The 22,793-nt window shown below is 47.9% G+C and carries 17 protein-coding genes; 14 read left to right on the top strand and 3 right to left on the bottom strand.

Going from position 1 to position 22,793, the window contains the following annotated elements; genetic code table 11:
• The first annotated feature begins 22 nt into the window (after positions 1-22).
• From pucD to ACE3K2_RS12520, 9 genes are all read left to right on the top strand, one after another.
• Positions 23-2,350 carry a xanthine dehydrogenase subunit D gene (pucD, locus tag ACE3K2_RS12560; protein WP_421890297.1) on the top strand — a complete coding sequence of 776 codons (2,328 nt, stop codon included), beginning with the start codon at positions 23-25 and terminating at the stop codon, positions 2,348-2,350.
• Positions 2,347-2,865, top strand: a complete 519-nt coding sequence (locus tag ACE3K2_RS12555; RefSeq protein WP_421890294.1) for a (2Fe-2S)-binding protein — start codon at positions 2,347-2,349, stop codon at positions 2,863-2,865. Before pucD ends, ACE3K2_RS12555 begins: the two co-directional genes overlap by 4 nt.
• 353 nt (positions 2,866-3,218) lie before the next feature.
• On the top strand, positions 3,219-5,798 hold the full coding sequence (locus ACE3K2_RS12550; protein WP_421890290.1) for a glycosyl hydrolase: 2,580 nt from the start codon (positions 3,219-3,221) through the stop codon (positions 5,796-5,798).
• 385 nt (positions 5,799-6,183) lie between these two features.
• Complete coding sequence (locus tag ACE3K2_RS12545; RefSeq protein WP_421890287.1) at positions 6,184-6,702, top strand: GNAT family N-acetyltransferase; 519 nt, start codon at positions 6,184-6,186, stop codon at positions 6,700-6,702.
• Between the two features lie 692 nt (positions 6,703-7,394).
• Positions 7,395-8,468 (top strand): class II fructose-bisphosphatase, encoded by a 1,074-nt coding sequence (glpX, locus tag ACE3K2_RS12540; RefSeq protein ID WP_421890283.1) that lies wholly within the window; start codon positions 7,395-7,397, stop codon positions 8,466-8,468.
• A 504-nt stretch (positions 8,469-8,972) separates the two neighbouring features.
• A complete protein-coding gene (locus ACE3K2_RS12535; RefSeq protein WP_421890280.1) occupies positions 8,973-10,022 on the top strand; it encodes a LacI family DNA-binding transcriptional regulator in 1,050 nt (349 codons plus the stop codon).
• A gap of 54 nt (positions 10,023-10,076) precedes the next feature.
• Positions 10,077-11,249 (top strand): Gfo/Idh/MocA family protein, encoded by a 1,173-nt coding sequence (locus ACE3K2_RS12530; protein WP_036613779.1) that lies wholly within the window; start codon positions 10,077-10,079, stop codon positions 11,247-11,249.
• Positions 11,250-11,328: 79 nt separating this feature from the next.
• Positions 11,329-12,054, top strand: a complete 726-nt coding sequence (locus tag ACE3K2_RS12525; RefSeq protein ID WP_421890276.1) for a ThuA domain-containing protein — start codon at positions 11,329-11,331, stop codon at positions 12,052-12,054.
• A 95-nt stretch (positions 12,055-12,149) separates the two neighbouring features.
• A complete protein-coding gene (locus ACE3K2_RS12520; RefSeq protein ID WP_421890272.1) occupies positions 12,150-13,256 on the top strand; it encodes a Gfo/Idh/MocA family protein in 1,107 nt (368 codons plus the stop codon).
• Positions 13,257-13,424: 168 nt separating this feature from the next.
• On the opposite strand, the gene ACE3K2_RS12515 is transcribed toward ACE3K2_RS12520, so the two are convergent.
• Together ACE3K2_RS12515 and ACE3K2_RS12510 are read right to left on the bottom strand one after the other, a co-directional pair.
• Positions 13,425-14,243, bottom strand: coding sequence for an SPL family radical SAM protein (locus ACE3K2_RS12515; protein WP_421890269.1), 819 nt, complete (start codon positions 14,241-14,243; stop codon positions 13,425-13,427).
• Complete coding sequence (locus tag ACE3K2_RS12510) at positions 14,240-14,824, bottom strand: bifunctional transcriptional activator/DNA repair enzyme AdaA (RefSeq protein ID WP_421890266.1); 585 nt, start codon at positions 14,822-14,824, stop codon at positions 14,240-14,242. Before ACE3K2_RS12510 ends, ACE3K2_RS12515 begins: the two co-directional genes overlap by 4 nt.
• 190 nt (positions 14,825-15,014) lie before the next feature.
• Between ACE3K2_RS12510 and ACE3K2_RS12505 the strand changes: the two genes are divergently transcribed.
• The 3 genes from ACE3K2_RS12505 to ACE3K2_RS12495 are packed head-to-tail and all read left to right on the top strand — an operon-like array spanning position 15,015 to position 17,702.
• The gene (locus ACE3K2_RS12505; protein ID WP_421890264.1) at positions 15,015-15,995 is read left to right on the top strand and encodes a Gfo/Idh/MocA family protein; all 981 of its coding nucleotides are present in this window, start codon (positions 15,015-15,017) and stop codon (positions 15,993-15,995) included.
• A 30-nt stretch (positions 15,996-16,025) separates the two neighbouring features.
• The gene (locus ACE3K2_RS12500; protein WP_421890261.1) at positions 16,026-16,796 is read left to right on the top strand and encodes an SAM-dependent methyltransferase; all 771 of its coding nucleotides are present in this window, start codon (positions 16,026-16,028) and stop codon (positions 16,794-16,796) included.
• Between the two features lie 12 nt (positions 16,797-16,808).
• Positions 16,809-17,702 carry an NAD-dependent epimerase/dehydratase family protein gene (locus ACE3K2_RS12495; protein ID WP_421890258.1) on the top strand — a complete coding sequence of 298 codons (894 nt, stop codon included), beginning with the start codon at positions 16,809-16,811 and terminating at the stop codon, positions 17,700-17,702.
• 183 nt (positions 17,703-17,885) lie between these two features.
• Here the strand turns inward: ACE3K2_RS12495 and ACE3K2_RS12490 are convergent, their stop codons facing one another.
• Positions 17,886-18,902 carry a LacI family DNA-binding transcriptional regulator gene (locus tag ACE3K2_RS12490; RefSeq protein WP_421890255.1) on the bottom strand — a complete coding sequence of 339 codons (1,017 nt, stop codon included), beginning with the start codon at positions 18,900-18,902 and terminating at the stop codon, positions 17,886-17,888.
• 413 nt (positions 18,903-19,315) lie between these two features.
• Between ACE3K2_RS12490 and ACE3K2_RS12485 the strand changes: the two genes are divergently transcribed.
• Entirely contained in the window at positions 19,316-21,106 is a 1,791-nt protein-coding gene (locus tag ACE3K2_RS12485; RefSeq protein ID WP_421890252.1) for an L-fucose isomerase, read from the top strand.
• Between the two features lie 125 nt (positions 21,107-21,231).
• Positions 21,232-22,722 (top strand): rhamnulokinase, encoded by a 1,491-nt coding sequence (locus tag ACE3K2_RS12480; protein ID WP_421890249.1) that lies wholly within the window; start codon positions 21,232-21,234, stop codon positions 22,720-22,722.
• The last annotated feature ends 71 nt before the right edge of the window (positions 22,723-22,793 follow it).

Raw genomic sequence — 22,793 nt, 5'->3', positions numbered from 1 at the left:
CAAGGTAAGGGGGAGAGGGATCATGCTGTTGAATCGGAAACAGAGTGGAGAACGCTGGCACTTGCGGCCAGATGGGGCACCCAAAGTAACCGGGCAGCTTCAATATCTGACGGATATGACGCTGCCTGACATGATTCATGGAAGAGTATTGCGAAGTGAATATCCTCATGCTCGCATATTATCTATAGATACTTCGGAAGCTGAGGCGTTGGAAGGTGTCTATGCGGTTCTGACCTCCAAAGATGTGCCTGGCCTGAATCGTTTTGGCATAGCGACCCCGGATCAGCCGGTGTTCTGCGAAGATATTGTTCGTTATGTTGGGGATGCCATTGCAGCCGTTGCTGCGGATTCCCCGGAACGTGCGGCACTTGCGCTGGATGCAATCCGTGTAGAGTATGAGGAACTCACACCGCTGAATAGTACAGACGCTGCATTGGCTCCCGGCGCACCAGAACTGCATGGGCATGGTCCAGGTAATGTGCTGCATCGCACGGAGATCAAACGTGGAGACGCCGAGCAAGCCTTTGCCGCGTGTGAACATATCGTGACGGAGACGTATTATACGCCTCGCCAGATGCATGCATATATGGAGACGGAAGGTGGCCTGTTTGTCCCGGATGAAGCGGGAAGGCTGAATGTATACGCGGCAACGCAACATGGCTATAAAGACCGGATGCAGCTTGCGCGCATTATCGGCTGTCCCGAAGAAGATATCCGGGTGGTGTCTTCACCGATTGGTGGTTCATTTGGCGGAAAAGATGAACTCAACGTACAACCTTATGGTGCATTGCTGGCCTTGAGATGCGGACGTCCTGTGAAAATGCATAATTCACGTAAAGAATCCGTGCGTGCAGGGTTGAAACGTCATCCAATGAAGATTGAAATGCAAACGGGTATGAGCCAGGAAGGTATTATACAAGCGCATCGTGTTCGCATTACAGCAGATACCGGCGCGTATGCCACACTGGGTGCACCGGTGTTGAACTTCTGTACCGAGCATTGCCTTGGACCCTACGCCATCCCCCATGTGGATGTGGAAGGTGTGTCTGTGTATACGAATAACGGGTTATCGGGTGAGTTTCGCGGATTTGGCGGGAATCAGGCGATTTTTGCCATGGAAGGTCAGATGGATCGGCTTGCGGAGATCATGAACATGGACCCTTGGGAGTTCCGCAGACGTAATATGAGGGAAAAGAATGATCCCGGCCCACTGAATCAACGTATTCTGGTTACGGATGGACTGTCCCAAGTATGGGAGGCATTGGATCGCTCCGAACTGTGGCAAAAACATCAGCAACCCCCGGCAGATCCTTCTCTGCCGCCATGGATCAAACGTGGAGTTGGAGCAGCCATCGCCATGCACGGTGCAGGGCTGGGATACGGAATTCCGGACCCTGCGGGAGGCCGTCTGTCCCTGAATAACGAAGGCAAGATTGAGGTGGCGTTTAGCTACGAGGAATTCGGTCAAGGGCTCATTGCAACATTGGAAATTATGTTATGTGATCTATTCCAGTGCAGTACATCGGATCTTAGTATCATCATTGGAGATACAGATCGTGTACCACATAGCGGATCAAGTACAGCTTCACGTTCAACAACGATGGCCTGGATGGCGCTTCAACGTTTGCAGACTCCATTTCGTTCCCGTGTTCTCGCTGTTGCATCTGAGATGTCGGGCATTCCGGCGGATGAACTGGCAACAGGACCTGGGGGGATATGGCGCAAAGGCCAGCTTCCTGCCGAAACTTCAGAACTAGAAACAGAATCAGGCTTTGTAGTTTCGTATGCTGAACTCGCGACACAGGGTGAAGCCGATGAATGGATTTTCGATACAAAGTTCGATTATCCAACTACGCCGGACAATGTGGTAGGCGGGCATTATTTGTATACGTATGCGGCGGTTGCGGCAGAGGTGGAAGTAAATACGTTGACCGGAGAAACCAAGCTGCTGGATACACGTCATGTTGTAGCGGCAGGTCCGGTGATCAACCCCATGGGCTTTATCGGACAGATTGAAGGCGGGAGTGTCATGGCGCTTGGATTCACATTGACCGAGGATGCGGTCATGCAGGATAGCCGGTATGTAACCACGAACCTCGACACGTATCTGATTCCAACCATTAAGGATATTCATACCCATCTGGAGGTTGAAGCCATTGAAGACTTGCCTGAGGGGGATTCATTCGGACCGAGGGGCATTGGTGAGATTGGTTCCGTAGCGCTTGCGCCAGCCATTACAGCCGCCATTCACCAGGCGACAGGCGTATGGGTTAATCGTCTTCCCGTACCGAGAGAACAACTGGTCAGACCTTTAAATGTACCTTTGCAGGAAGGAGTGAGTCCATCATGAGTAAGCCACTTGAGAGTCACTGGACAGCCGTTGTGAATGGCGAAGAGAAACATCTGGAGATCGCGCAAACGACCCGACTTGTCGATGTGCTTCGGACTCATTTGCAACTGACGGGTACCAAAGTATCCTGTGAAGTTGGTCGCTGCGGTGCATGTATGGTTCTGATGGATGGAGAGCCTGTGAATTCCTGTCTTGTCATGGCTTATCAATGTGCAGGCAGTGACATTACAACGATTGAAGGTCTGCACGGGGATGAGAAAGGGACTCTGCATCCGATTCAACAGGCTTTTGTGGAGGAAGGTGGGTTCCAGTGCGGTTACTGCACTCCGGGCATGGTGATCTCAACCAAGGCATTGCTGGATGCACATCCTGAGCCTACACAAGAACAGATTGAAACAGGATTGTGCGGGAATCTATGTCGTTGTACGGGCTACGGTGGCATTATTCGGGCGGTACTCAAGGCAGGGGAACGTTGTGCGGTAAAGGAAACGTCTGCCGAGGGAACCGTTAGTTGAGCCGGGATGCAGGACGTAGACATAAGCAAGATAAATTGAAGAAACATTCTTTAAAAAAGCATTCGATCCCTGAATGCTTTTTTTGTTTTTGTATGTTTTCTATCACATAACGGGAGGTGAAGTTCAGGCCCGATTATGGTGAGATAATGAATCGTTTTCGGTAAATCGTTGAGGTACAGATGATTTTAAGATTAAGTGTTTAAAATGTTGGTATAAAAGAATTCTGTATAATCTTAATCACCATATATTTACAAATTTTGATGTGCATGCTATGTTTACAATGAAAGCGCCATCATGAATGGGTTCATTGACATTTCATTATCATATTTCACTTGGGAAGGAAGATGGAATTGATGAAAAATTTGCTCAAAAAGGCAACCGCAATGATGCTGGCATTGATCTTACTGCTTGGGTTAATGACAGCGCCCATTCATGCAGCCCCCCCACTTTTCACCATCGAAAGCGAAAATGCGCAGCTCACCCCGGATCTTCAAGTGGTCACTTCAATCTATGGACAACCCAAGCCCGGATTCTCTGGGGCCGGATTTGTCTGGATGCAGAACTCTGGCACACTAACCTTCACCGTTACTGTCCCGGAAACCGGCATGTACGCAATCTCCACACGATATATGCAGGAGCTCAGTGCAGATGGCAGGTCACAAAATCTAATCGTGAATGGTGTTACAAAAGGTGCGTATATGCTGCCTTACACAACAACGTGGTCTGACTTTGATTTTGGATTTCACAAGTTGAATCAGGGTAGCAATACCATTGAGCTGAAGGCAGGTTGGGGCTTCGCGTATTTTGATACTTTTACAGTCGATTATGCGGATCTGGACCCCCTGCATGTACAGCCAATTCTTAGTGATCCTGAGGCCACACCGGAAACGCAAATTTTGATGAATTATTTAACGGAGGTATACGGAAACCATATTATTTCTGGTCAGCAAGAGATCTATGGAGGAGGGAATGACGGAGATTCGGAACTTGAATTCGAATGGATCCACGATCTGACCGGAAAGTATCCGGCTATTCGCGGCTTTGATTTGATGAATTACAATCCGTTGTATGGTTGGGAGGACGGTACAACCGATCGCATGATTGATTGGGTGAATAACCGTGAAGGTATTGCAACAGCTTCCTGGCATATCAATGTACCCCGCAATTTCAATACGTATGAACTCGGGGACTTTGTTGATTGGAAAGAAGCTACCTACAAGCCAACGGAGACGAATTTTAATACAGCAAATGCGGTCATTCCCGGTACCAAAGAGTATCAATACGTGATGATGACCATTGAGGATCTGGCAGAACAATTGCTGATTTTGCAGGACAACAACGTGCCGGTTCTGTTCCGTCCGTATCATGAAGCAGAAGGCAACGGCGGACTGAACGGGGAAGGAGCTTGGTTCTGGTGGGCTTCAGCAGGCGCAGAAGTGTACAAAGAGCTGTGGGATCTTCTCTATACCGAACTAACGGAGACGTATGGCTTGCACAATCTGATCTGGACCTACAACAGCTATGTATATAGTACTTCTCCGGCCTGGTATCCAGGCGATGATCAGGTGGATCTAGTTGGATACGATAAATACAATACGATCTACAACCGTTATGACGGCTTGTCGGGCGTACCGAATGAGGATGCGATCACCTCGATCTTCTATAAGCTTGTTGAGTTGACCGGTGGTACGAAAATGGTAGCGATGACGGAGAACGATACGATTCCAAGCGTGAAAAATCTGACAGAGGAGAAATCAGGATGGCTGTACTTCTGTCCTTGGTATGGCGAGCATCTGATGAGTTCCGCATTTAATTATCCTGCAACACTGAAAACGCTTTATCAAAGTGATTATGTCATCACGTTGGATGAGCTGCCAAATTTAAAGGTTAACAATCCCAACCCCAGCGCATCCATTACCCCTGCAAACGTTGAATTTGATAAATACACACCCAATCAAAGTGACAAATCCGTAACGGTGAATGCAAATGGTCATACGCTGACCGCTCTTCGGGCAGGAAACAATGCGTTGACCGTAAATACGGACTATACCCTGAGTGGAAGCACATTGCTGCTAAAAAAAGCTTATCTGGCGACACTGCCAGTTGGAGAGCATTCAATTGTTCTGGATTTTAATCAAGGCCAGGACCCTTTGTTAAAAGTCAAAATTGTGGATTCAACACCGAGTACGAATGCTGCGATCTCTCCTGTGAATGCAACATTTGATAAAGCGACGAATTCCGCGCAAGACATTAATGTATCTATGACCTTAAATGGCCGTCAACTCACAAGCATCACGAAGGAGAACGTCACACTTGTAGCGGGTCAGCATTATACAGCATCCAGCTCTGCTGTTGTTCTGGATAAAACCTATCTTGCTACGCTGCCCTTGGGACAGAACGTATTGACCTTTCACTTCAATGGCGGTAATAACGCTATATTAACAGTGAACGTAGTAGACAGTACAGTTACTGTACCTGCCGGAGATTTGACGATTCAAGCGTTTAACGGCAATACAAGTGCATCCACCAACGGAATTTCACCCAAATTCAAATTGGTCAACTCTGGTAATTCGGCCATCCCGTTGAGTGATGTAAAACTCCGGTATTACTATACGATTGACGGGGAAGAAACTCAGACGTTCTGGTCAGACTGGGCCAGTATGGGCAGTGCGAATGTAACCAGCCAATTCGTTAAACTGACGACTCCAGTTGCCGGGGCGGATCATTATCTTGAAGTGGGCTTTACAAGTGCAGCGGGATCACTGAATGCGGGCCAGAGTGCAGAGGTTCAAGCACGCTTTTCCAAAAACAATTGGTCGAATTACACTCAGACGAACGATTACTCGTTCAAGGCCTCCAGTAGTCAGTTCGCAAACCATGATAAGGTTACCGGGTATGTGAACGGTCAGCTTGTGTGGGGAATTGAGCCGTAAGGTAGAAAGAACGGTAAATGGGCTGGATCAGTAGGGGGATACCTCTGATCCAGCCTTTTATGGTGTAGACGGTGTACATCCGTTAGACGGAATGTTCTTTTTCACGTTCAGTACGGGACGATATATCCAAGTCTGTTAGTAGGCGATCTATTATCCTTTTCGTATGAGCCATGATGAACTGAAGAAGTAGACCATGGTAAGGGAAATGCCAAGCGTTAAGATGAGAATACCTGCGACAAAAAGCACAACTTTCAATTCATTCAACCTCTTTTTTTAATATTATGTTGCAAATACAACAAAATTAAGCTAAATTCAATGTAATCCTTTTTTATTGCATTTGCAACAAATGATTCATGATTAACTTGTTAAAGGAATGTGAATATAGATGATGATTCGTATAGAGATATGCACCATTGAACATGTAAGTGAACTGCAGAAAATTAGTTATGAGACGTTTAATGAAACGTTTAAAGCGAAAAATTCACCCGAAAATATGAAAGCCTATCTGGAAAAGGCATTTAATCGGGAGCGATTAGAAACAGAACTGTCTATTGCAGATTCACAATTTCTTTTTATTTATGTCAACCATAAACTTGCCGGGTACATGAAATTGAATATCAATGATGCTCAATCTGAGAAGATGGGCGTGGAATCCCTTGAGATTGAGCGGGTATATATCAAGAAAGAGTTCCAAAAACATGGCCTTGGTAAAGTCTTGCTCCATAAAGCCATAGAGTTGGCAACAGAACATCACAAAAGGAATATCTGGTTAGGGGTGTGGGAGAAAAACGAAAATGCCATCGCCTTTTATGAAAAGATGGGGTTTGTTAAGAAAGGAGCCCATGCTTTTTATATGGGAGATGAGGAGCAGATTGACTTTATAATGACCAAAACGATACTATGACGGATCCTGTAGGGTAAAGCCTGGAAGAAAAATGCTATTTAAGCAGAATTCTTTCGGGCTTTTTTATGTTTTGCCAGAACCGTTGAATACTAAAATGAAGAAAGGGACAAGAAAAATTACATAAAAAAATATTATGTAAACTTATTATTTTCGATGACCTTCATAAGCTGTATCTATGGCTTTAGTAAAAGTTAAAGGCCTGATTAATACATAATTAGCAGTAGAATTTAGCTCAATAACCGTGAAGGGAACCGATTGATCTAAAGGATAATCATTACCGTTTATTAGTTTATATCTACGTTTGGGAAGCGAGCCGAAAATCGTTTTCGTTCGTAGTCTGCTAGATAGCGTTACGTTCTTATTAATCATTGTATTAGTTGTATATATATTATGTTAAAAGAACTTTTTGTGCATGAAACGGACGTGTTAATTCACTGAGTCGAACTCTTTGTTTTTTTAGGATAAAAATGGAAGATGAATTAATATTTCAAGTGAGAAATCAAATGGAATGACCTCTTGAAACGAGCCAAAACCGAAGTGAAATGAATCAAAATATTAATTGGATAAATAAGGTATAAAATGTTCGAAGGAGCGCTACTAAGCCTTTTATAGATCGATTTCATATGGATTTGCGATGGATTTAGTATCGCTTTCACGATATGCTTTTGGAAATTGGAAAGGAAGTGGGAAAAATGGAACGCGAACTGGCGTTGGAAATTGTCAGAGTAACAGAATTGGCTGCGTTAGCTTCAGCACCCTGGATGGGACGAGGCGATAAGAACAGTGCAGATGAAGCGGCTACTTTGGCCATGCGCGCCATGTTCGATTCCGTGTCCATTCGCGGCACGGTGGTAATCGGTGAAGGAGAAATGGATGAAGCACCCATGTTGTACATCGGCGAGGAAGTGGGCAACGCTGAGGGGCCAGAGGTGGACGTGGCTGTAGACCCGCTCGAAGGTACAGAAATTGTGGCCAAAGGACTAAACAACGCTCTATCGGTTATTGCAGTGGCGGGAAAAGGTAACCTGCTCCACGCACCGGACATGTATATGGAGAAACTGGCGGTAGGGCCTGCGCTAGTAGGCAAGGTCAGCATTGAAGATCCGGTTGAAGTCACACTGGAGAAAGCTGCTTCCGCATTGAACAAAAACATCTCGGATCTGACGGTAATGATTCTGGATCGTGTGCGCCATGAGAGCACTATAAAGACCCTGCGCAAGGTTGGCGTGCGGATCAAGTTCCTCAGTGACGGTGATGTGGCGGGTGCAATGGCACCGGCCTTCCCAGAGGCGGGCATTGATCTGTATGTCGGATCTGGAGGAGCGCCGGAAGGTGTGTTGGCTGCCGCAGCGCTGTCTTGTCTGGGGGGCGAGATTCAAGGTCGCCTGATGCCTGCCAACGCGGACGAATTCCAGCGCTGCCTGCAGATGGGGATTGATAATCCATACAAAGTGTTAACGATGCAAGATATGATCGGCACGGAGGACGTCATTTTTGCCGCAACAGGTGTGACGCCAGGTGAGATTCTGGGGGGAGTACGATATCTTGCGGATGATCGCGCCGAGACGGATTCAATCGTCATGCGTGCCAAAACCAAAACCATTCGATTCATTCGCTCCCAACACTTCCTGCCAAACAAGGAAGTGTTGCACAAAGTAAGACAGCTCCAATCCACGCCAGAACCATCGGACCGCATTCCGAATCATGTAAAAACGATGGAACAGGCTGAGTTTAGTCAATCCTCCTACAACCAGGTTGTGAGCTGAACTCTCCATGAATCGATCAAATAGGGTCAACTGTAATCGCTGTAATGAGTTTGATAAGTAACTGGTGCCCATAAGATTATAGGGGGCACGAATTCAATGAAAGTATCATATATAGCAAGAATAAATAATGAGGGCTTGGGTTAATCCAAGCCCTCATTATTTTTTGTATTAAAGCATTGACAACGGTTACATGGCATGAGAAAATGTACGCGCGTACATAAATATCGATTTTTAATTACTATATTATTGCTGATGAGTTATATAAGTTGAATTAATCATTTGCACGATAACGGAGAGGACAGAAAAAACCTGAAAAAGCGAAGCGTTCGCCTAAAAGCTTTCTGAAAGAAAGCTACATCGGAAGCATACGCTATCACCGGATTTTCCCTTTAGGAAAAGGGAATCAAAAAAATCTGGGGATAACAGCGATTGGAAGGTTATTCTGTCATCGTAGTGTCAGTGTAAATAATCTTTAGTTCAACTTATATAAAGGGGGGTAAAATCATGGCATCTCGTAAAGAAGTGGCTGATCTTGCGGGTGTTTCCGAGGCGACGGTCTCCCGGGTACATAACGGGGTAGGTCCTATTAAGGAAGAGACTCGCCGCAAGGTCCTTGAAGCTTCCGAACAGTTAGGCTATGTGCCCAGCGCTCTTGCTCGCAGTTTTGCCAGAAGTAAAAGCGGGAACCTTGGCGTAGTATTGCCTTATGTTCCGAAGGCGCATCTGTTCTCGGCGTATTTTTTCTCGGAAATGCTGAGCGGGATTGGAAGCAAAGCCAGAGACAATGGCATGGATCTGCTGGTTATGTTCCGGACACCCGGTGAAGTGATGAATTATACGGATCTGTTCCGTCGTCAGAAAGTGGACGCTTGCATTATCCTTGGTGCCAGAGATGAACATGATGAATTGGCAGCCATGCAGCTGCTTCACCAGGAGGGACATCCGTTCTGTGTCATGAATCAGCATTTTGCCGGCCGATCGTTCATGGAAGTGGATGCGGATCATGTGGAAGGCAGCAGGCTTGCCATACGCCATCTTACGGATCAGGGATATCGCCAAATCGCTTTTCTCAATGGTCCAGACAGCTACTCCAACAGCCAGGAGCGAATGGAAGGTGTCCGCCTTGGCTTGCAAGAAGCGGGGATGGAGCTGGACCCGAGTCTGTTGCTTGAGGGGAATTATAGTAGACGAAGTGGCATCGAGGCGGCAGCGATTGTAGCAGATCGGCTACATGAGATTGATGCTGTATTTGCGGCCAATGACCGGATGGCCATTGGTGTCATGCATGGTTTGCGTGAGCGGGGAATCCGGGTGGAGGATTTTCCGGCATTTGTCGGTTATGACGATTCCGATGCCGCCGAGATGGCGGTTCCGCCGCTGAGCAGCGTCAGGGTTCCATTTTTTGAGATGGGTGAACTTGCAGCATCGAAGCTTATGCATGGGTCTGTGGGTATCGCGCATAAAGAGAATCACTCAGTTGTGACGGTAACCGAATCAGCGAGAGCGTTGTTGCCTACCGAACTGATCATCCGGGCTTCTTCTATCCGTCAATAATGTATTGGTACACATATTGAAAGAATTTTTATTATTCCAAAGGAGGAAATGATCATGTCAAATCGTCTTCGTGTCGGAATGGTTGGATATAAGTTTATGGGGAAGGCCCACAGTAATGCCTATCGCAGTCTGCCAATGTTTTTCCCGTCTGCTCCGCTGCAGCCTGAGATGTCTGTGATCTGTGGACGTAACGAGCAGGGAGTGCAGGAGGCAGCAAATCAGTTCGGCTGGTCCGAAAGTGTAACCGATTGGCGCGAACTGGTGAAGCGGGATGATATCGATCTGATCGATATCAACGCGCCAAGTGATGCCCACAAGGAAATAGCGCTGGAAGCAGCCCGTCAGGGTAAACATCTGTTTTGTGAGAAACCTCTGGCTCTGTCACTTGCTGACTCACGTGAGATGCTTCAGGCAGCAGAGGATGCTGGGGTCGCCCATATGGTCGGGTTCAACTATCGTTTCTCACCAGCGGTGCAGTTAGCCAAAGATCTGGTGGAGAGCGGGCGACTGGGTAAAATCTATCATTTCCGTGCGTTTTTCCTTCAGGACTGGATCATGGACCCATCGTTCCCGCTGGTATGGCGTTTGCAAAAAGAAGTGGCAGGTTCCGGTTCCCATGGGGATCTGGGTGCGCACTTAATCGATCTGGCTCGTTTCCTTGTTGGTGAATTCCAGGAAGTCATCGGTATGAGCGAAACATTTATCAAAGAGCGACCGCTTGCAGCCGAGATGACGGGGTTGAGTGCAAAAGGCAGCTCGAATGCGGATGCTCCCAAAGGAGAAGTGACTGTCGACGATGCTACCCTGTTCCTGGCACGATTCGCAGGAGGTGCGCTGGGCAGCTTCGAGGCTACACGTTTTGCAGCGGGTCATCGCAGTACAAACTCGTTTGAGATTAACGGCAGTCTCGGCAGTGTACGCTTTGATTTTGAACGGATGAACGAACTTGAAGTTTACTTTACAAAAGATGAAGAGGACGTACAGGGATTCCGCCGTGTACTGGCGACTGATCCTGCACATAAATATGCCGAAGCCTGGTGGCCTGCCGGACATACGATTGGATTCGAGCACACGTTCACCCATGAGATGCTGGAGCTGGTGACTGCGATCTCCGAAGGACGACAACCATCCCCGAGTTTCCACGATGGGGTTGCCTGTCAGGCTGTACTGGAAGCAGTAGAGCGTTCGGTAACAGAACGGCGCTGGGTGACGCTGGAAGAGATGTGAGCAATGATGGATACCGAGACAGAGACGTCAGAATTAGAGTTGAACACCACTAAACTATTCGAAAGCGAGTGATGAAACGATGAGTAAAGCACTGATTGTGTGGGGCGGCTGGGATGGACATGAACCGGAGCAGGTAGCGGCGATTTTTGAACGCATTTTGAAGGAAGAGCAGTTCGAGGTTGAAGTCTCGAATACGTTGGAGTCTTATGCGGATGCAGAGAAACTGCTGAGTCTGGATCTGATCGTGCCGTTGTGGACGATGGGACAGATTGAGCAGGAACTGGTCAATAACGTATCAGCGGCTGTTCAGAGCGGTGTGGGCTTGGCTGGTCTTCATGGCGGGATGTGTGATGCCTTCCGAAATAACGTGGACTGGCAGTTTATGACGGGTGGACAATGGGTTGCTCATCCAGGTAACGATGGTGTGGAGTACATGGTGAACATGAAGCGAGGCTCTAGCCCGTTATTGGATCATATTGAAGATTTTCAGGTGAAAAGTGAACAGTACTACCTGCACGTAGACCCGGCCGTGGAAGTGTTGGCAACAACTCGTTTCCCCGTGGTGACTGGTCCGCATGCAGCCAATGGACCGGTAGATATGCCTGTTGTCTGGACGAAACGATGGGGCGCAGGGCGGGTATTTTATAACTCACTGGGACACCATGCAGACATTGTAGACATGAAACCTGTGACGGAAATGATGCGCAGTGGTTTCAAATGGACAGCAGCAGGCAAAGAACTTGCCAAGAGCCGAGTAAGTGCAGCAACCGAAGTGTACACAGGCATGGCGGACAACCAGAACTAATGAGATTGTAGTTTGATTGCAAACGTAACTCAGTGTCAACCATTCATCCTCAATGGATAAACCATTTCTGATCCACGGCGAAGGGAGCCCCAGGCATGAAAACAATGAAAGTAGGCATTATTGGCTGCGGTAAAATCAGCGGTATTTATATGGAAAACTGTCACCGGTTCGAGGTGCTGGAACTTGTTGCTGTTGCGGATCTTGATCGGAAACGTGCCGAAGAACAGGCTGCTGCCTATAACGTTCCTAACGTATACAGCGTCGACGAACTCTTGGCTGATCCCGAGATTGAGCTGATCATCAACCTGACCATTCCTTCCGTTCATGCGGATGTATGCTTGCGGGCGCTTGAATCTGGTAAACATGTTTATGTAGAAAAACCACTTGCTGTTACTCGTGAAGAGGGGCAGGCCGTGCTTGAAACAGCAAAGCGTAAAGGATTACTCGTGGGCTGTGCACCAGAAACGTTCTTTGGTTCAGGCATCCAGACTTCACTTCAATTGGTGGAGGAAGGGATCATCGGTAAGCCGGTGGCGGCGACCGCATTTATGATGAGCCGTGGTCATGAGCACTGGCATCCCGATCCGGAGTTTTATTACGCATCAGGCGGAGGGCCAATGTTTGACATGGGTCCGTACTACCTTACGGCATTGGTTCAACTGATGGGCCCGATCAAATCAATTGCAGGCATGACGGGTAAAGCCATGGAAGAGCGGACGATAACGAGTGAGAAAAAGAGAGGCCAGGTAGTTCCCGTCGAAATTCCAACTCACGTTACCGGTCTGTTACAGTTTGAACAGGGAGCCATTGGCACCCTGATTACGAGCTTTGACGTATTTGGCGGAAGTGCACTGCCGCCAATTGAGATATATGGCACGCACGGTACATTGCAGGTACCTGACCCGAATACCTTCGGCGGTCCCGTTCGTTACCGTTTGTTAGGTGAACATGAATGGACGGAAGTTCCGCTTCTACCAGGGTATCAGGAAAATACACGCGGTATCGGTGTGGCAGATATGGCCTATGCAGCACATAGCGGACGTGCACACCGTGCGAGTGGGGAACTGGCATACCACGTACTTGAGGCCATGTGGGCATTCCATGATTCATCTGATGAACAGACATTCTACCAAATGAAAAGCTCGTGTCAGCGCCCGGCTGCATTGCCGGTGGATCTGCCATTGTATACGTTGGATAAGTAAGATAGCCATAATTGTATATAGCATGACGAACAGCCCCTTTCCCTGCAAAACAGAAAGGGGCTGTTTTATTATTAAGTCAAAAAATTCTGGGTTTAACAGCGATCGGAAGGTTGTCCTGTCATCGGAGTGTCCAGTGTAAATATTCTTTGGTTCAAATTATATAGCCAATTAAGGCTCAAATCCCGCCTGACTGATCCAGATTTCATTCTCGGCAAAATGGTCTTTCATCCGCTGAACCACAGTCTGATACGCATCTGGCTGATACCAGTGCTCCATCCCGACTTGCTGGTATAGCGATTCCATACCGAGTCGACGGGTGCGCTTACCCTCACTGCCATCGCCCATGAAATAATCGTCAATGCATACACGCTGAACCAGAGGTCTCAAGATGGCTGCAAACTGTTCACTGCTGGGTAATACGGGAGCAATCGCAACCTGTGTGGGTATTCCTGCATCCCGCAACTGTTCTAGTGCACGTAATCGGCCTGCAATCGGGGGAGCGGAAGGACTGAAATGCTTGCGCATATCGTCCAGATCCGTCTCTACAGTCATACTGACCCGAACCCGGTCACCTAACTGCTGTAATAGATCTATATCGCGGGTAACCAGTGGACTGCGGGTTTGGACGAGTACAAAATCAGGTGCATGCTGCACCATGATTTCAAGCAATGAACGTGTGATACACTCCTTATACTCAGCGGGTTGATACGGGTCTGTACTGGATGACATGAATAGAGTGACTTTCCCTTTTGCGAGGGCACGCTGCAATTCTTTGGCGAACACTCGGGAAGCCTCCTGTTTCACATCTACCCAGCTTCCCCAATCCTCTTTGCGAAATAGGGAGACGGGCATCTGTCTGACATAACAATAGGAACAACCGAAGGCGCAGCCTGTGTAAGGATTCAGCGTATGTGTATAGCCATGAAGGAAACCTGTTCCTTTGTTCATTAACGTTTTGGGTACTTTGTAAGATAGGTTGGTCTTCATGAGTTGTCATGCCTTTCACGGTAATGTGCAGGTGTAAGACCTGTGTGTTTGCGAAATACAGTAATAAAATAAGCTGAGTTCGGTATACCGACATGGCGGCCAATCTCGATGACGGTGTGTCTGGTATGTTCAAGTAACTTCCGGGCTTCGGTGATTCGTTTTTCCTGTATATATTGAACCGGTGTACGGCCAGTAATCCGCTTGAACACACGATGCAGATGATAAGGACTGCCATGACTTACAGTGGCAAGGACATCTAGGGTTAGAGGTTCGGCGTAATGATGTTCGATGTAATCCTTAATCCCGTATATCCACTCCTGATCAGGTACCCGCTCGCCGGTGGGTTTGCAACGTTTGCAGGGTCTGAACTTTCGTGCCAACGCTTCTTCAACATGTTGAAATATCAGCACATTTTCAGCTTTAGGTGCTCTGGACTTACAGGAAGGTCGGCAGAAAATACCTGTTGTCTGCACGCCGTAAAAGAACGTTCCATCATAAGAATTATCGTTATGGATGATGGCATGCCAGTATTTTTCATCTATAGATTCGGGCAGTATACGATCTTGATCTGGACTTTCCACAGTGATCACCTCATCTCTAATTATACCCCTGATTCCAAGTGATTGACGAAGTTTCAACTTAAAAAGCAAGATATCAATATCTGGGATGCAGGCATTCCTTCAATCTGAATGAAATATGAGCTACAATATACAGGATGGTATACAGTTTATATCTCAAATGAAATTTAATAGATGAAAGAGGTAGGTAGGCATGGTTCGTTTTGGCGTAGTGGGTACCAACTGGATTACAGAAAGGCTTCTTGAAGCCGCAGCACAGGTTGAAGGATTCAACTTAACCGCCGTGTATTCAAGAACTGAAGATAAGGCTAACGCATTTGCAGATAAATATGAAGTTGAACACCGCTTCACCAATCTGGAAGAGTTGGCGGCAAGTGATGTGATTGATGCAGTCTACATCGCAACACCGAATACGGTTCATGCGGAGCAGGCTGAGCTTTTTTTGAGAAACGGTAAACATGTATTATGCGAGAAACCTCTGGCTGCAAATAGCGCCGAAGTTCGGAGTATAATCGATACAGCACGAGAACATCAGGTTCTGCTCATGGAAGCGATGAAATCGACCCTTGTTCCCCAGTTCAAAATGGTGCAGGAGAGCCTGCATAAAATCGGTCCTGTCCGTAAATATGTAGCAGGATACTCTCAGTATTCTTCGCGTTACGACAAGTACAAAGAGGGGATTGTCCTGAACGCATTCAAGCCTGAACTCGCTAATGGGGCGTTAATGGATCTCGGTGTATACTGTCTCTACCCATTGATTACATTGTTTGGTGCACCTAATCGGGTTCAATCCCAAGCGATGATGCTGGAATCTGGCGTGGATGGACAAGGCAGTGTGCTGCTGGATTATGATGGGATGGATGCGGTTGTTACATACTCCAAAATCTCCAATTCTCATGTACCAAGCGAAATTATGGGGGAACTGGGCAGCATCATCATTGACAAGATTGGCTCACCGGAACATGCAGAGATACGATACAATGACGGTACGGTGGAGCAGCTCACCGTCGAACAAAACCATCCGGCGATGTATTATGAAGTGGAGGAGTTCGTGAATCTGGTTCAGGAAGGCAAAAAGGAATCTGACATGAACACGTATGAACGCTCTTATGTTACGATGCAGGTCATGGATCAGATTCGGAAGCAGATTGGGCTGGTGTTCCCTAACGATTGATTCAAAAACAGGAAAGGTAGCTGAGACGAGATGAGCAGAGATGAGCAGAGCAACAATAGAGATGAGCTGAAGAACAACAGGGAAGATAACCGTTCCAATGATTCTGGTGGTTTGGAACTGTCACAGATTGTTTTCATCGGAAGAACATTCGAGGAATATATGAAGATGTTCAACTTAACGGTAGAGGAGATTACGGGCAAGTCGATTCTGGATTGTCCCGGCGGAGCATGTTCGTTCAGTAGCCAGGTGCGCAAGTTGGGTGCAGACGCCACAGCTGTGGATATAGCCTACGAATATGAGATTGACGAGCTCGAAATAAAGGGACTTCAGGACATTGAACATACGATGAAACAGATGGAGCCTGTACAAGGGATCTATGTGTGGGATCAATTTGGATCAATTGAGGGGCTAAAAGAAGAGCGAACTCGTGCCATCACAGATTGCATCGCAGATATGAGAATGTTTCCTGACCGTTATGTGGCGTCTGTGCTGCCAGATCTCCCTTTTGCCGATGAACAATTCGATCTGACGTTATCCGCCCATTTCCTGTTTACGTATGCGGATCGATTGGATGTTGATTTTCATGTTGCAACCGTAATGGAGCTACTGCGTGTGACCAAACAAGAGGTTCGCATTTTTCCGACAGTGGATCTGTCTGGCAAACGTTACAAGCACATGGATGAATTAAAATTAGTACTTGAACAGCGTGGGTGCACGGTATTCGAAGAACCAACGTCATATGAGTTTCAACGGAATGCGCACACCATGCTTCAAATTGTTAAACATCATCGAACAAGATAGGAGGTTTTTCGGATGAATAAAGTTCTTATCCTTGGGGGTACACGTTTTTTCGGTAAACGTCTGGTGGATCACTTGCTGTGGGAAGGGAAGTCGCAGATCACAGTTGCAACTCGCGGTAAAACGAATGTTGATTTCGGACCCGAAGTGAATCGAATCAAGATGGATCGTGAAGACCCGGAATCTCTGGCAGAGGTTGCGCAGACAGACATGTGGGATGTTGTGTACGACAATATCTGTTATTCACCGGATGCAGCGAAAGCGGCATGTGAAGCTTTTGCAGGTCGCACCAAAAGATACGTTCTGACATCCACACTCTCAGTGTACGGTGATCCCAGACCTGGATTTAAGGAAACGGATTTTGACCCGTATACATATCCATTACAGTATGGGAGTGCGGAGGATTTTTCGTATGGAGAAGGCAAACGGCTTGCGGAGGCTGTATTTTTTCAGGAAGCGGATTTCCCGGTTGTGGCGATGCGCATTCCCATTGTACTCGGAATTGATGATTATACGAGAAGACTTCATTTTCATATTGAACATGTGCAAAAAGGAAAACCGATTGGCATGCCAAATCCGGATGCGGAGATTGGATTTATCAATTCCACTGAAGCGGCAAGATTTCTCGCCTGGCTTGGACATTCGTCCATTACTGGTCCGGTGAATGCATCTTCCAAGGGTGCGATTACGCTGTCAGCCATGATACATCTGATCGAGACGGTCACGGGCATGCAGTCCCAGATCCTCACGGAAACCGTGAAGGAGGACATGTCACCCTTCGGAATTGAGCAATCATGGACGATGGTGACAACCAAGGCAGAACAAGCGGGTTATACGTTCGAACCTCTGATGGACTGGTTCCCAGGACTCGTTCGTGAGGTCGCTCTTGCATTACAGTCGGAGCGATAGATCGGCTCGGATGGAACGGAATGAAATAAACCTGACAAATCAACAGCTTGAATGAACAGGTCATTCTAACGCATGAACATAAACAGGGTGCAGCCAGAGCGTAATCTCCGGTGCACCCTGTTTAATGTTGTCTATTTTTTCGAATTTGACGGGGGCTAATCTAGTCCAATCATGTGCTAAACTCTATTCTTGCTCACGTGGAGCAGAGGCAGAAGCTCGTATGCGCAGTTCCGATGGTAGAATGACGGTTTGGGCTTCGGAAGGGGCTTTCCCCTCAATCCGGTCAATCAGCATCTGGACTCCCTGAAATCCAAAGTCATATGCTGGCTGTGCGGCTACGGTCAAGAAAGGATCGGAGGCCGAAGCCAAGTCCAGATCGTCGAAACACACAACAGAGATGTCTTCTGGCACACGAAGTCCCCGTTTGCGCAAAAGCCGGATGACCCCAATCGCCAGCATGTTGTTGGCGGCAAAAATGGCTGTTGGTTGATCCGGTTGTGACAGCAGTTGATCCAATCCCTCATCATCGCTGAAATCCCGGTACCCGGTTCGAAGCACAAGCTCTGGATCGATATCCGCTCCGGCCTCATGCAAACCCGCTATATAACCTTGCTCCCGCAGTCTGGCAGTAGAAACCTCCGAAGAACCATTGACCAGAGCAATGCGCCGGTGCCCCAATTGCACCAGGTATCGCATGAGTTCGATCGCGCCTTCCCGGCTATCTCCAGCAATCATATCTGACGTAATTCCAGGTACGGTTCGGTCCAGAAAGACAAACGGAATGTGACGTTCCTGCAGCTGTTTCAGATGAGTGAGAGAACGGTCTCCCGCCGGGGCATAGAGTACACCATCCACACGAGTAGACAGAATCGCATCTACGTAATCCTTTTCCTTATTGTAATCCTCGTCACTATTGCCAAATAAAAGACGGTACCCCCGAAGATGGGCTGCATCTTCAGCACCACGGGCCAGTGTTGTATAAAAAGGGTTGGTAATATCCGTAATTAGCAGGGAGAGCATTTGCGTTCGTTGAAGCACAAGGCTGCGCGCATTCGAGTTTGGGATGTAGCCCAATTCGTCGATCACCTGTTGCACGCGTTCGCGTGTCGCGGAACTGATGCGGCCTGTATGATTAATGACCTTGGAGACCGTCATGGCGGAGACGTTGGCTTTTTTGGCAATATCGTAAATGGTAATCATTAGAATCTAACCTTTCCGCAACATAGTCTTACCATTCTATAGGATAATGCCAATTGACAGCAAGATAGGCTCGTGCTATGTTAGGGTTACCGATAACCCTAAAGGGTTCTGAACGTCTTTACTACATAAACCATTTTGTTAATTTCGCTCATGCACGTTCCATTTTCTTGAATAGAGGAACTACATAGACAGCTGATTAATGAAATGGTTTATTGGTATTTTTTAAAATATGTAAACGTATTCAATTTTAAAGAAGGTTCTTGATCATCTATATTTGCAGCTCTTGTATGCCACCCGGGTATCGGTTGTATGTCCGTCATTATCTCATTCTAATCAAGTGCATATGGATCAGACAGAAGGTTTCTCAATTCAACCCAAACTCTATGAAACGAATTGAAGGAGGACACTCTCGTATGACACATCAGGATTATCGTTATAAGCAGGCTTTCCCCAAGATTGGTATTCGTCCCACGATTGATGGAAGACGCAAAGGGGTTCGGGAGTCACTGGAAGAGCAAACGATGCGGATGGCGACATCCGTTGCCGAACTGCTTGCAGCCGAACTACGTTATCCTGACGGCTCCGCAGTAGAGTGCGTTGTGGCCGAGACCTGTATTGGCGGAGTGGCCGAAGCGGCCGCAGCATCAGAACTGTTTAGCCGTTCCAACGTGGGCGTAACAATTACCGTGACACCATGCTGGTGTTATGGTACGGAAACGATGGACATGTCGCCATCCATTCCTACGGCCATCTGGGGTTTCAACGGAACCGAGCGTCCGGGTGCAGTATATCTGGCAGCGGTACTCTCTGCCCATGCACAGAAGGGGATTCCGGCCTTTGGGATCTATGGAGAGGATGTACAGGACGGCGGGGATACAACCATTCCCGATGATGTGCGTGAGAAATTGCTCCGGTTCAGCCGTGCGGGTCTTGCAGCCGCTACCTTGAAAGGGCAAGCCTATCTGTCGATTGGATCGGTATCCATGGGGATTGCAGGTTCGATTGTGAATGATTCATTTTTCCAGGAGTATCTGGGCATGCGCAATGAGTACGTGGATATGAGTGAACTCACTCGCCGTATCGAAGAAGAAATCTACGACCCCGAGGAGTATAAGCTTGCGCTGGCCTGGGTGAAGGAGAATTGTAGCGAAGGGCCGGACAACAACGCTGCCCATCTGCAAACCGATCGCAAACGTAAAGAGTACGAATGGGAAACGGTTGTGAAAATGACCCAAATTGTGCGTGACCTCATGGCGGGCAATCCAAGATTAGCTGAGCTTGGGTTTATAGAGGAATCGATGGGCCACCACGCGATTGTATCCGGCTTCCAGGGGCAACGGCAGTGGACGGATCATTCTCCGAACGGAGATTTTCTGGAGTCGATATTGAATTCTTCCTTTGACTGGAACGGCAAACGCGCGCCTTATCTGGTTGCAACAGAAAATGATAGCTTGAATGGCGTATCGATGTTGTTTGGTTCGTTGCTCACACATACGGCTCAGATCTTCGCTGATGTACGTACGTATTGGAGTCCGGATTCGGTACAGCGCGTGACGGGGCACCAGTTGGAAGGAAACGCGAAGGATGGCATTCTGCATCTGATTAACTCCGGTTCCGCAGCTTTGGATGGCACAGGACAACAGACCAAAGACGGGAAGCCTGTGCTCAAGCCGTTTTGGGAAATTACAGATAAGGAAGTTCAGAATTGTCTGAAAGCAACATCGTGGAGACCGGCATCCGTAGAATACTTCCGCGGAGGTGGCTATTCAGCGGATTTCCTAACCAAAGGCGGCATGCCTGTAACGATGACACGTCTGAATCTGGTTAAAGGGCTGGGCCCCGTGCTGCAAATCGCTCAGGGTTACACGGTCGATCTGCCTGAAGATGTGCATGATACGCTGGATCAGCGAACAGATCCAACCTGGCCATCCACCTGGTTTGCACCTGTTCTAACCGGATCGGGAGCGTTTACTTCCGTATACGAGGTTATGAATCAATGGGGCGCCAACCATGGCTCCATCTCGTATGGACATATCGGTGCTGATCTGATTACACTTGCTTCCATGCTTCGCATACCGGTCAATATGCATAATGTCCCTGAAACGGAAATTTTCCGTCCGCGTGCATGGGGATTATTTGGCACAAGTGAGCCGGAGAGTGCAGACTACCGTGCTTGCAGTGTGTTTGGCCCGTTGTATCGTTAAAATAACGTTCCATTCCTGTCAAACGCCATGTTCCTTATGAAATGAAGGTAACATGGCGTTCTCTTGAAGGCTGTGTTCAGATAGTGACCATGGCTTATGGCGTAGAGTTAAGGAGGCTTGGTAGAATGGTCAATCAAGCAACACATGTGCTTGCTGCCGACTATGGCGCTGGTAGTGGACGCGTCGTCCGGGGTTCTTTTGATGGAAGCAGACTCTCGTTACAAGAAGTGCATCGCTTCAGCAACGAACCCGTGCAGCTGGGGGACGGATTGTATTGGGATTTCTTGCGACTTTTTCATGAATTAAAACAAGGCATTGTGAGAGGGACGCAAGACATCTCTCCATCGGTCCGTTCTATAGCAGTAGATACGTGGGGAGTGGACTATGGACTGGTGGATGGGGCGGGAAGATTATGCTCGAATCCTCGGCATTATAGGGAAGCACGCAACGCACAGTGGATGGCAGAAGCGCTGCACATGGTGAAAGAAGAAGAACTGTATGCCATGTCTGGCGTTCTGCCGCAGCAGATCAATACCGTATTTCAACTGCTAGGTAGTGTACGAGAGCAGGTTGAAGATTTGCGTCCGGATGTGCGCATGTTATTTATGCCGGATTTATTTCACTATTATCTATCCGGTCAGCAGGCTTGTGAGTATACAATTGCGAGTACCAGTGGGCTGTTGCATGCAGGCGAGGCACGTTGGAATGAGAAGCTGATCGGTCGTCTCGGTATACCAGAAACATTATTTCCAAGGCTCGTTCAGCCCGGTACCGTGCTGGGCAATTTAACGAATGAGTTGTGTGCGGAGTTACGGACTGGACCGATGCAGGTAGTCTCTGTGGGCTCACATGATACCGCATCTGCCTTGGCAGCAATCCCTGCGAATGATTCGGATTTTGCTTTTATCAGCTGTGGTACCTGGTCTCTTATGGGGGTGGAGCGTGATACGTCTGTATTGGATGACCGAAGTCGTGCATTAGGATTCACCAATGAAGGGACCGTGAATGGCAAAGTACGTACCCTGAAAAATCGTTCAGGCCTGTGGCTGCTACAGGAATGCAAACGGCAATGGGAGCGGGAGAATCGAATTTATACACATGAAGAACTCATTCAACTGGCTACCTTGGCAACGCCGCATCAAAGTTACGTATCGCCGGGAGATGGCGGGTATTTGGCGCCAGGGAATATGGCTGAGCGAATACGGCAACAATGCCGTGCCAGCGGACAGACTGCACCCGAAACGACTGGAGCGATTGTGCGCTGCATTCTGGAAAGTCTTGCACTGGAATTCAGACAGACGCTGGATGAACTGCAGTTGATTACAGGTACAAGACCTCGTGTCATTCATATGGTTGGTGGCGGTGTGCACAATCGACTATTGTGCCAGTTTACAGCCAATGCAGCCGGTGTCCCGGTGCTGGCAGGCCTGGCAGAGGCGACTTCAGCCGGGAATTGCATGCTGCAATTCCTTGCGCATGGAGAAGTGAGTAGCTTGGCCGAGGTACGGGAGGTCATGGCTGTTTCCTTTTCCCCCGAGACCTATGAACCTGAGGATACAGAGCTTTGGCAGGAAGCTTATGAAAACTACCAAAGTCTGAATCAACTCAAAAGGTAATGAACAGATTCAATGCAATGAGCATTAACGCAAAATACTAAAAAAGAAAAGTATGAGGAGTGGTGAGCAAC

The organism is Paenibacillus sp., assembly GCF_048976745.1.
In the GTDB taxonomy this organism is placed as follows: domain Bacteria; phylum Bacillota; class Bacilli; order Paenibacillales; family Paenibacillaceae; genus Paenibacillus.
This window is presented reverse-complemented; position numbering and strand designations above follow the sequence as displayed.

Excerpts from the sequence above, each read along its gene's own strand:
- pucD (WP_421890297.1), top strand. The coding sequence starts at position 23 with ATGCTGTTGAATCGGAAACAGAGTGGAGAACGCTGGCACTTGCGGCCA.
- ACE3K2_RS12555 (WP_421890294.1), top strand. The coding sequence starts at position 2,347 with ATGAGTAAGCCACTTGAGAGTCACTGGACAGCCGTTGTGAATGGCGAA.
- ACE3K2_RS12550 (WP_421890290.1), top strand. The coding sequence starts at position 3,219 with ATGAAAAATTTGCTCAAAAAGGCAACCGCAATGATGCTGGCATTGATC.
- ACE3K2_RS12545 (WP_421890287.1), top strand. The coding sequence starts at position 6,184 with ATGATGATTCGTATAGAGATATGCACCATTGAACATGTAAGTGAACTG.
- glpX (WP_421890283.1), top strand. The coding sequence starts at position 7,395 with ATGGAACGCGAACTGGCGTTGGAAATTGTCAGAGTAACAGAATTGGCT.
- ACE3K2_RS12535 (WP_421890280.1), top strand. The coding sequence starts at position 8,973 with ATGGCATCTCGTAAAGAAGTGGCTGATCTTGCGGGTGTTTCCGAGGCG.
- ACE3K2_RS12530 (WP_036613779.1), top strand. The coding sequence starts at position 10,077 with ATGTCAAATCGTCTTCGTGTCGGAATGGTTGGATATAAGTTTATGGGG.
- ACE3K2_RS12525 (WP_421890276.1), top strand. The coding sequence starts at position 11,329 with ATGAGTAAAGCACTGATTGTGTGGGGCGGCTGGGATGGACATGAACCG.
- ACE3K2_RS12520 (WP_421890272.1), top strand. The coding sequence starts at position 12,150 with ATGAAAACAATGAAAGTAGGCATTATTGGCTGCGGTAAAATCAGCGGT.
- ACE3K2_RS12515 (WP_421890269.1), bottom strand. The coding sequence starts at position 14,243 with ATGAAGACCAACCTATCTTACAAAGTACCCAAAACGTTAATGAACAAA.
- ACE3K2_RS12505 (WP_421890264.1), top strand. The coding sequence starts at position 15,015 with ATGGTTCGTTTTGGCGTAGTGGGTACCAACTGGATTACAGAAAGGCTT.
- ACE3K2_RS12500 (WP_421890261.1), top strand. The coding sequence starts at position 16,026 with ATGAGCAGAGATGAGCAGAGCAACAATAGAGATGAGCTGAAGAACAAC.
- ACE3K2_RS12495 (WP_421890258.1), top strand. The coding sequence starts at position 16,809 with ATGAATAAAGTTCTTATCCTTGGGGGTACACGTTTTTTCGGTAAACGT.
- ACE3K2_RS12490 (WP_421890255.1), bottom strand. The coding sequence starts at position 18,902 with ATGATTACCATTTACGATATTGCCAAAAAAGCCAACGTCTCCGCCATG.
- ACE3K2_RS12485 (WP_421890252.1), top strand. The coding sequence starts at position 19,316 with ATGACACATCAGGATTATCGTTATAAGCAGGCTTTCCCCAAGATTGGT.
- ACE3K2_RS12480 (WP_421890249.1), top strand. The coding sequence starts at position 21,232 with ATGGTCAATCAAGCAACACATGTGCTTGCTGCCGACTATGGCGCTGGT.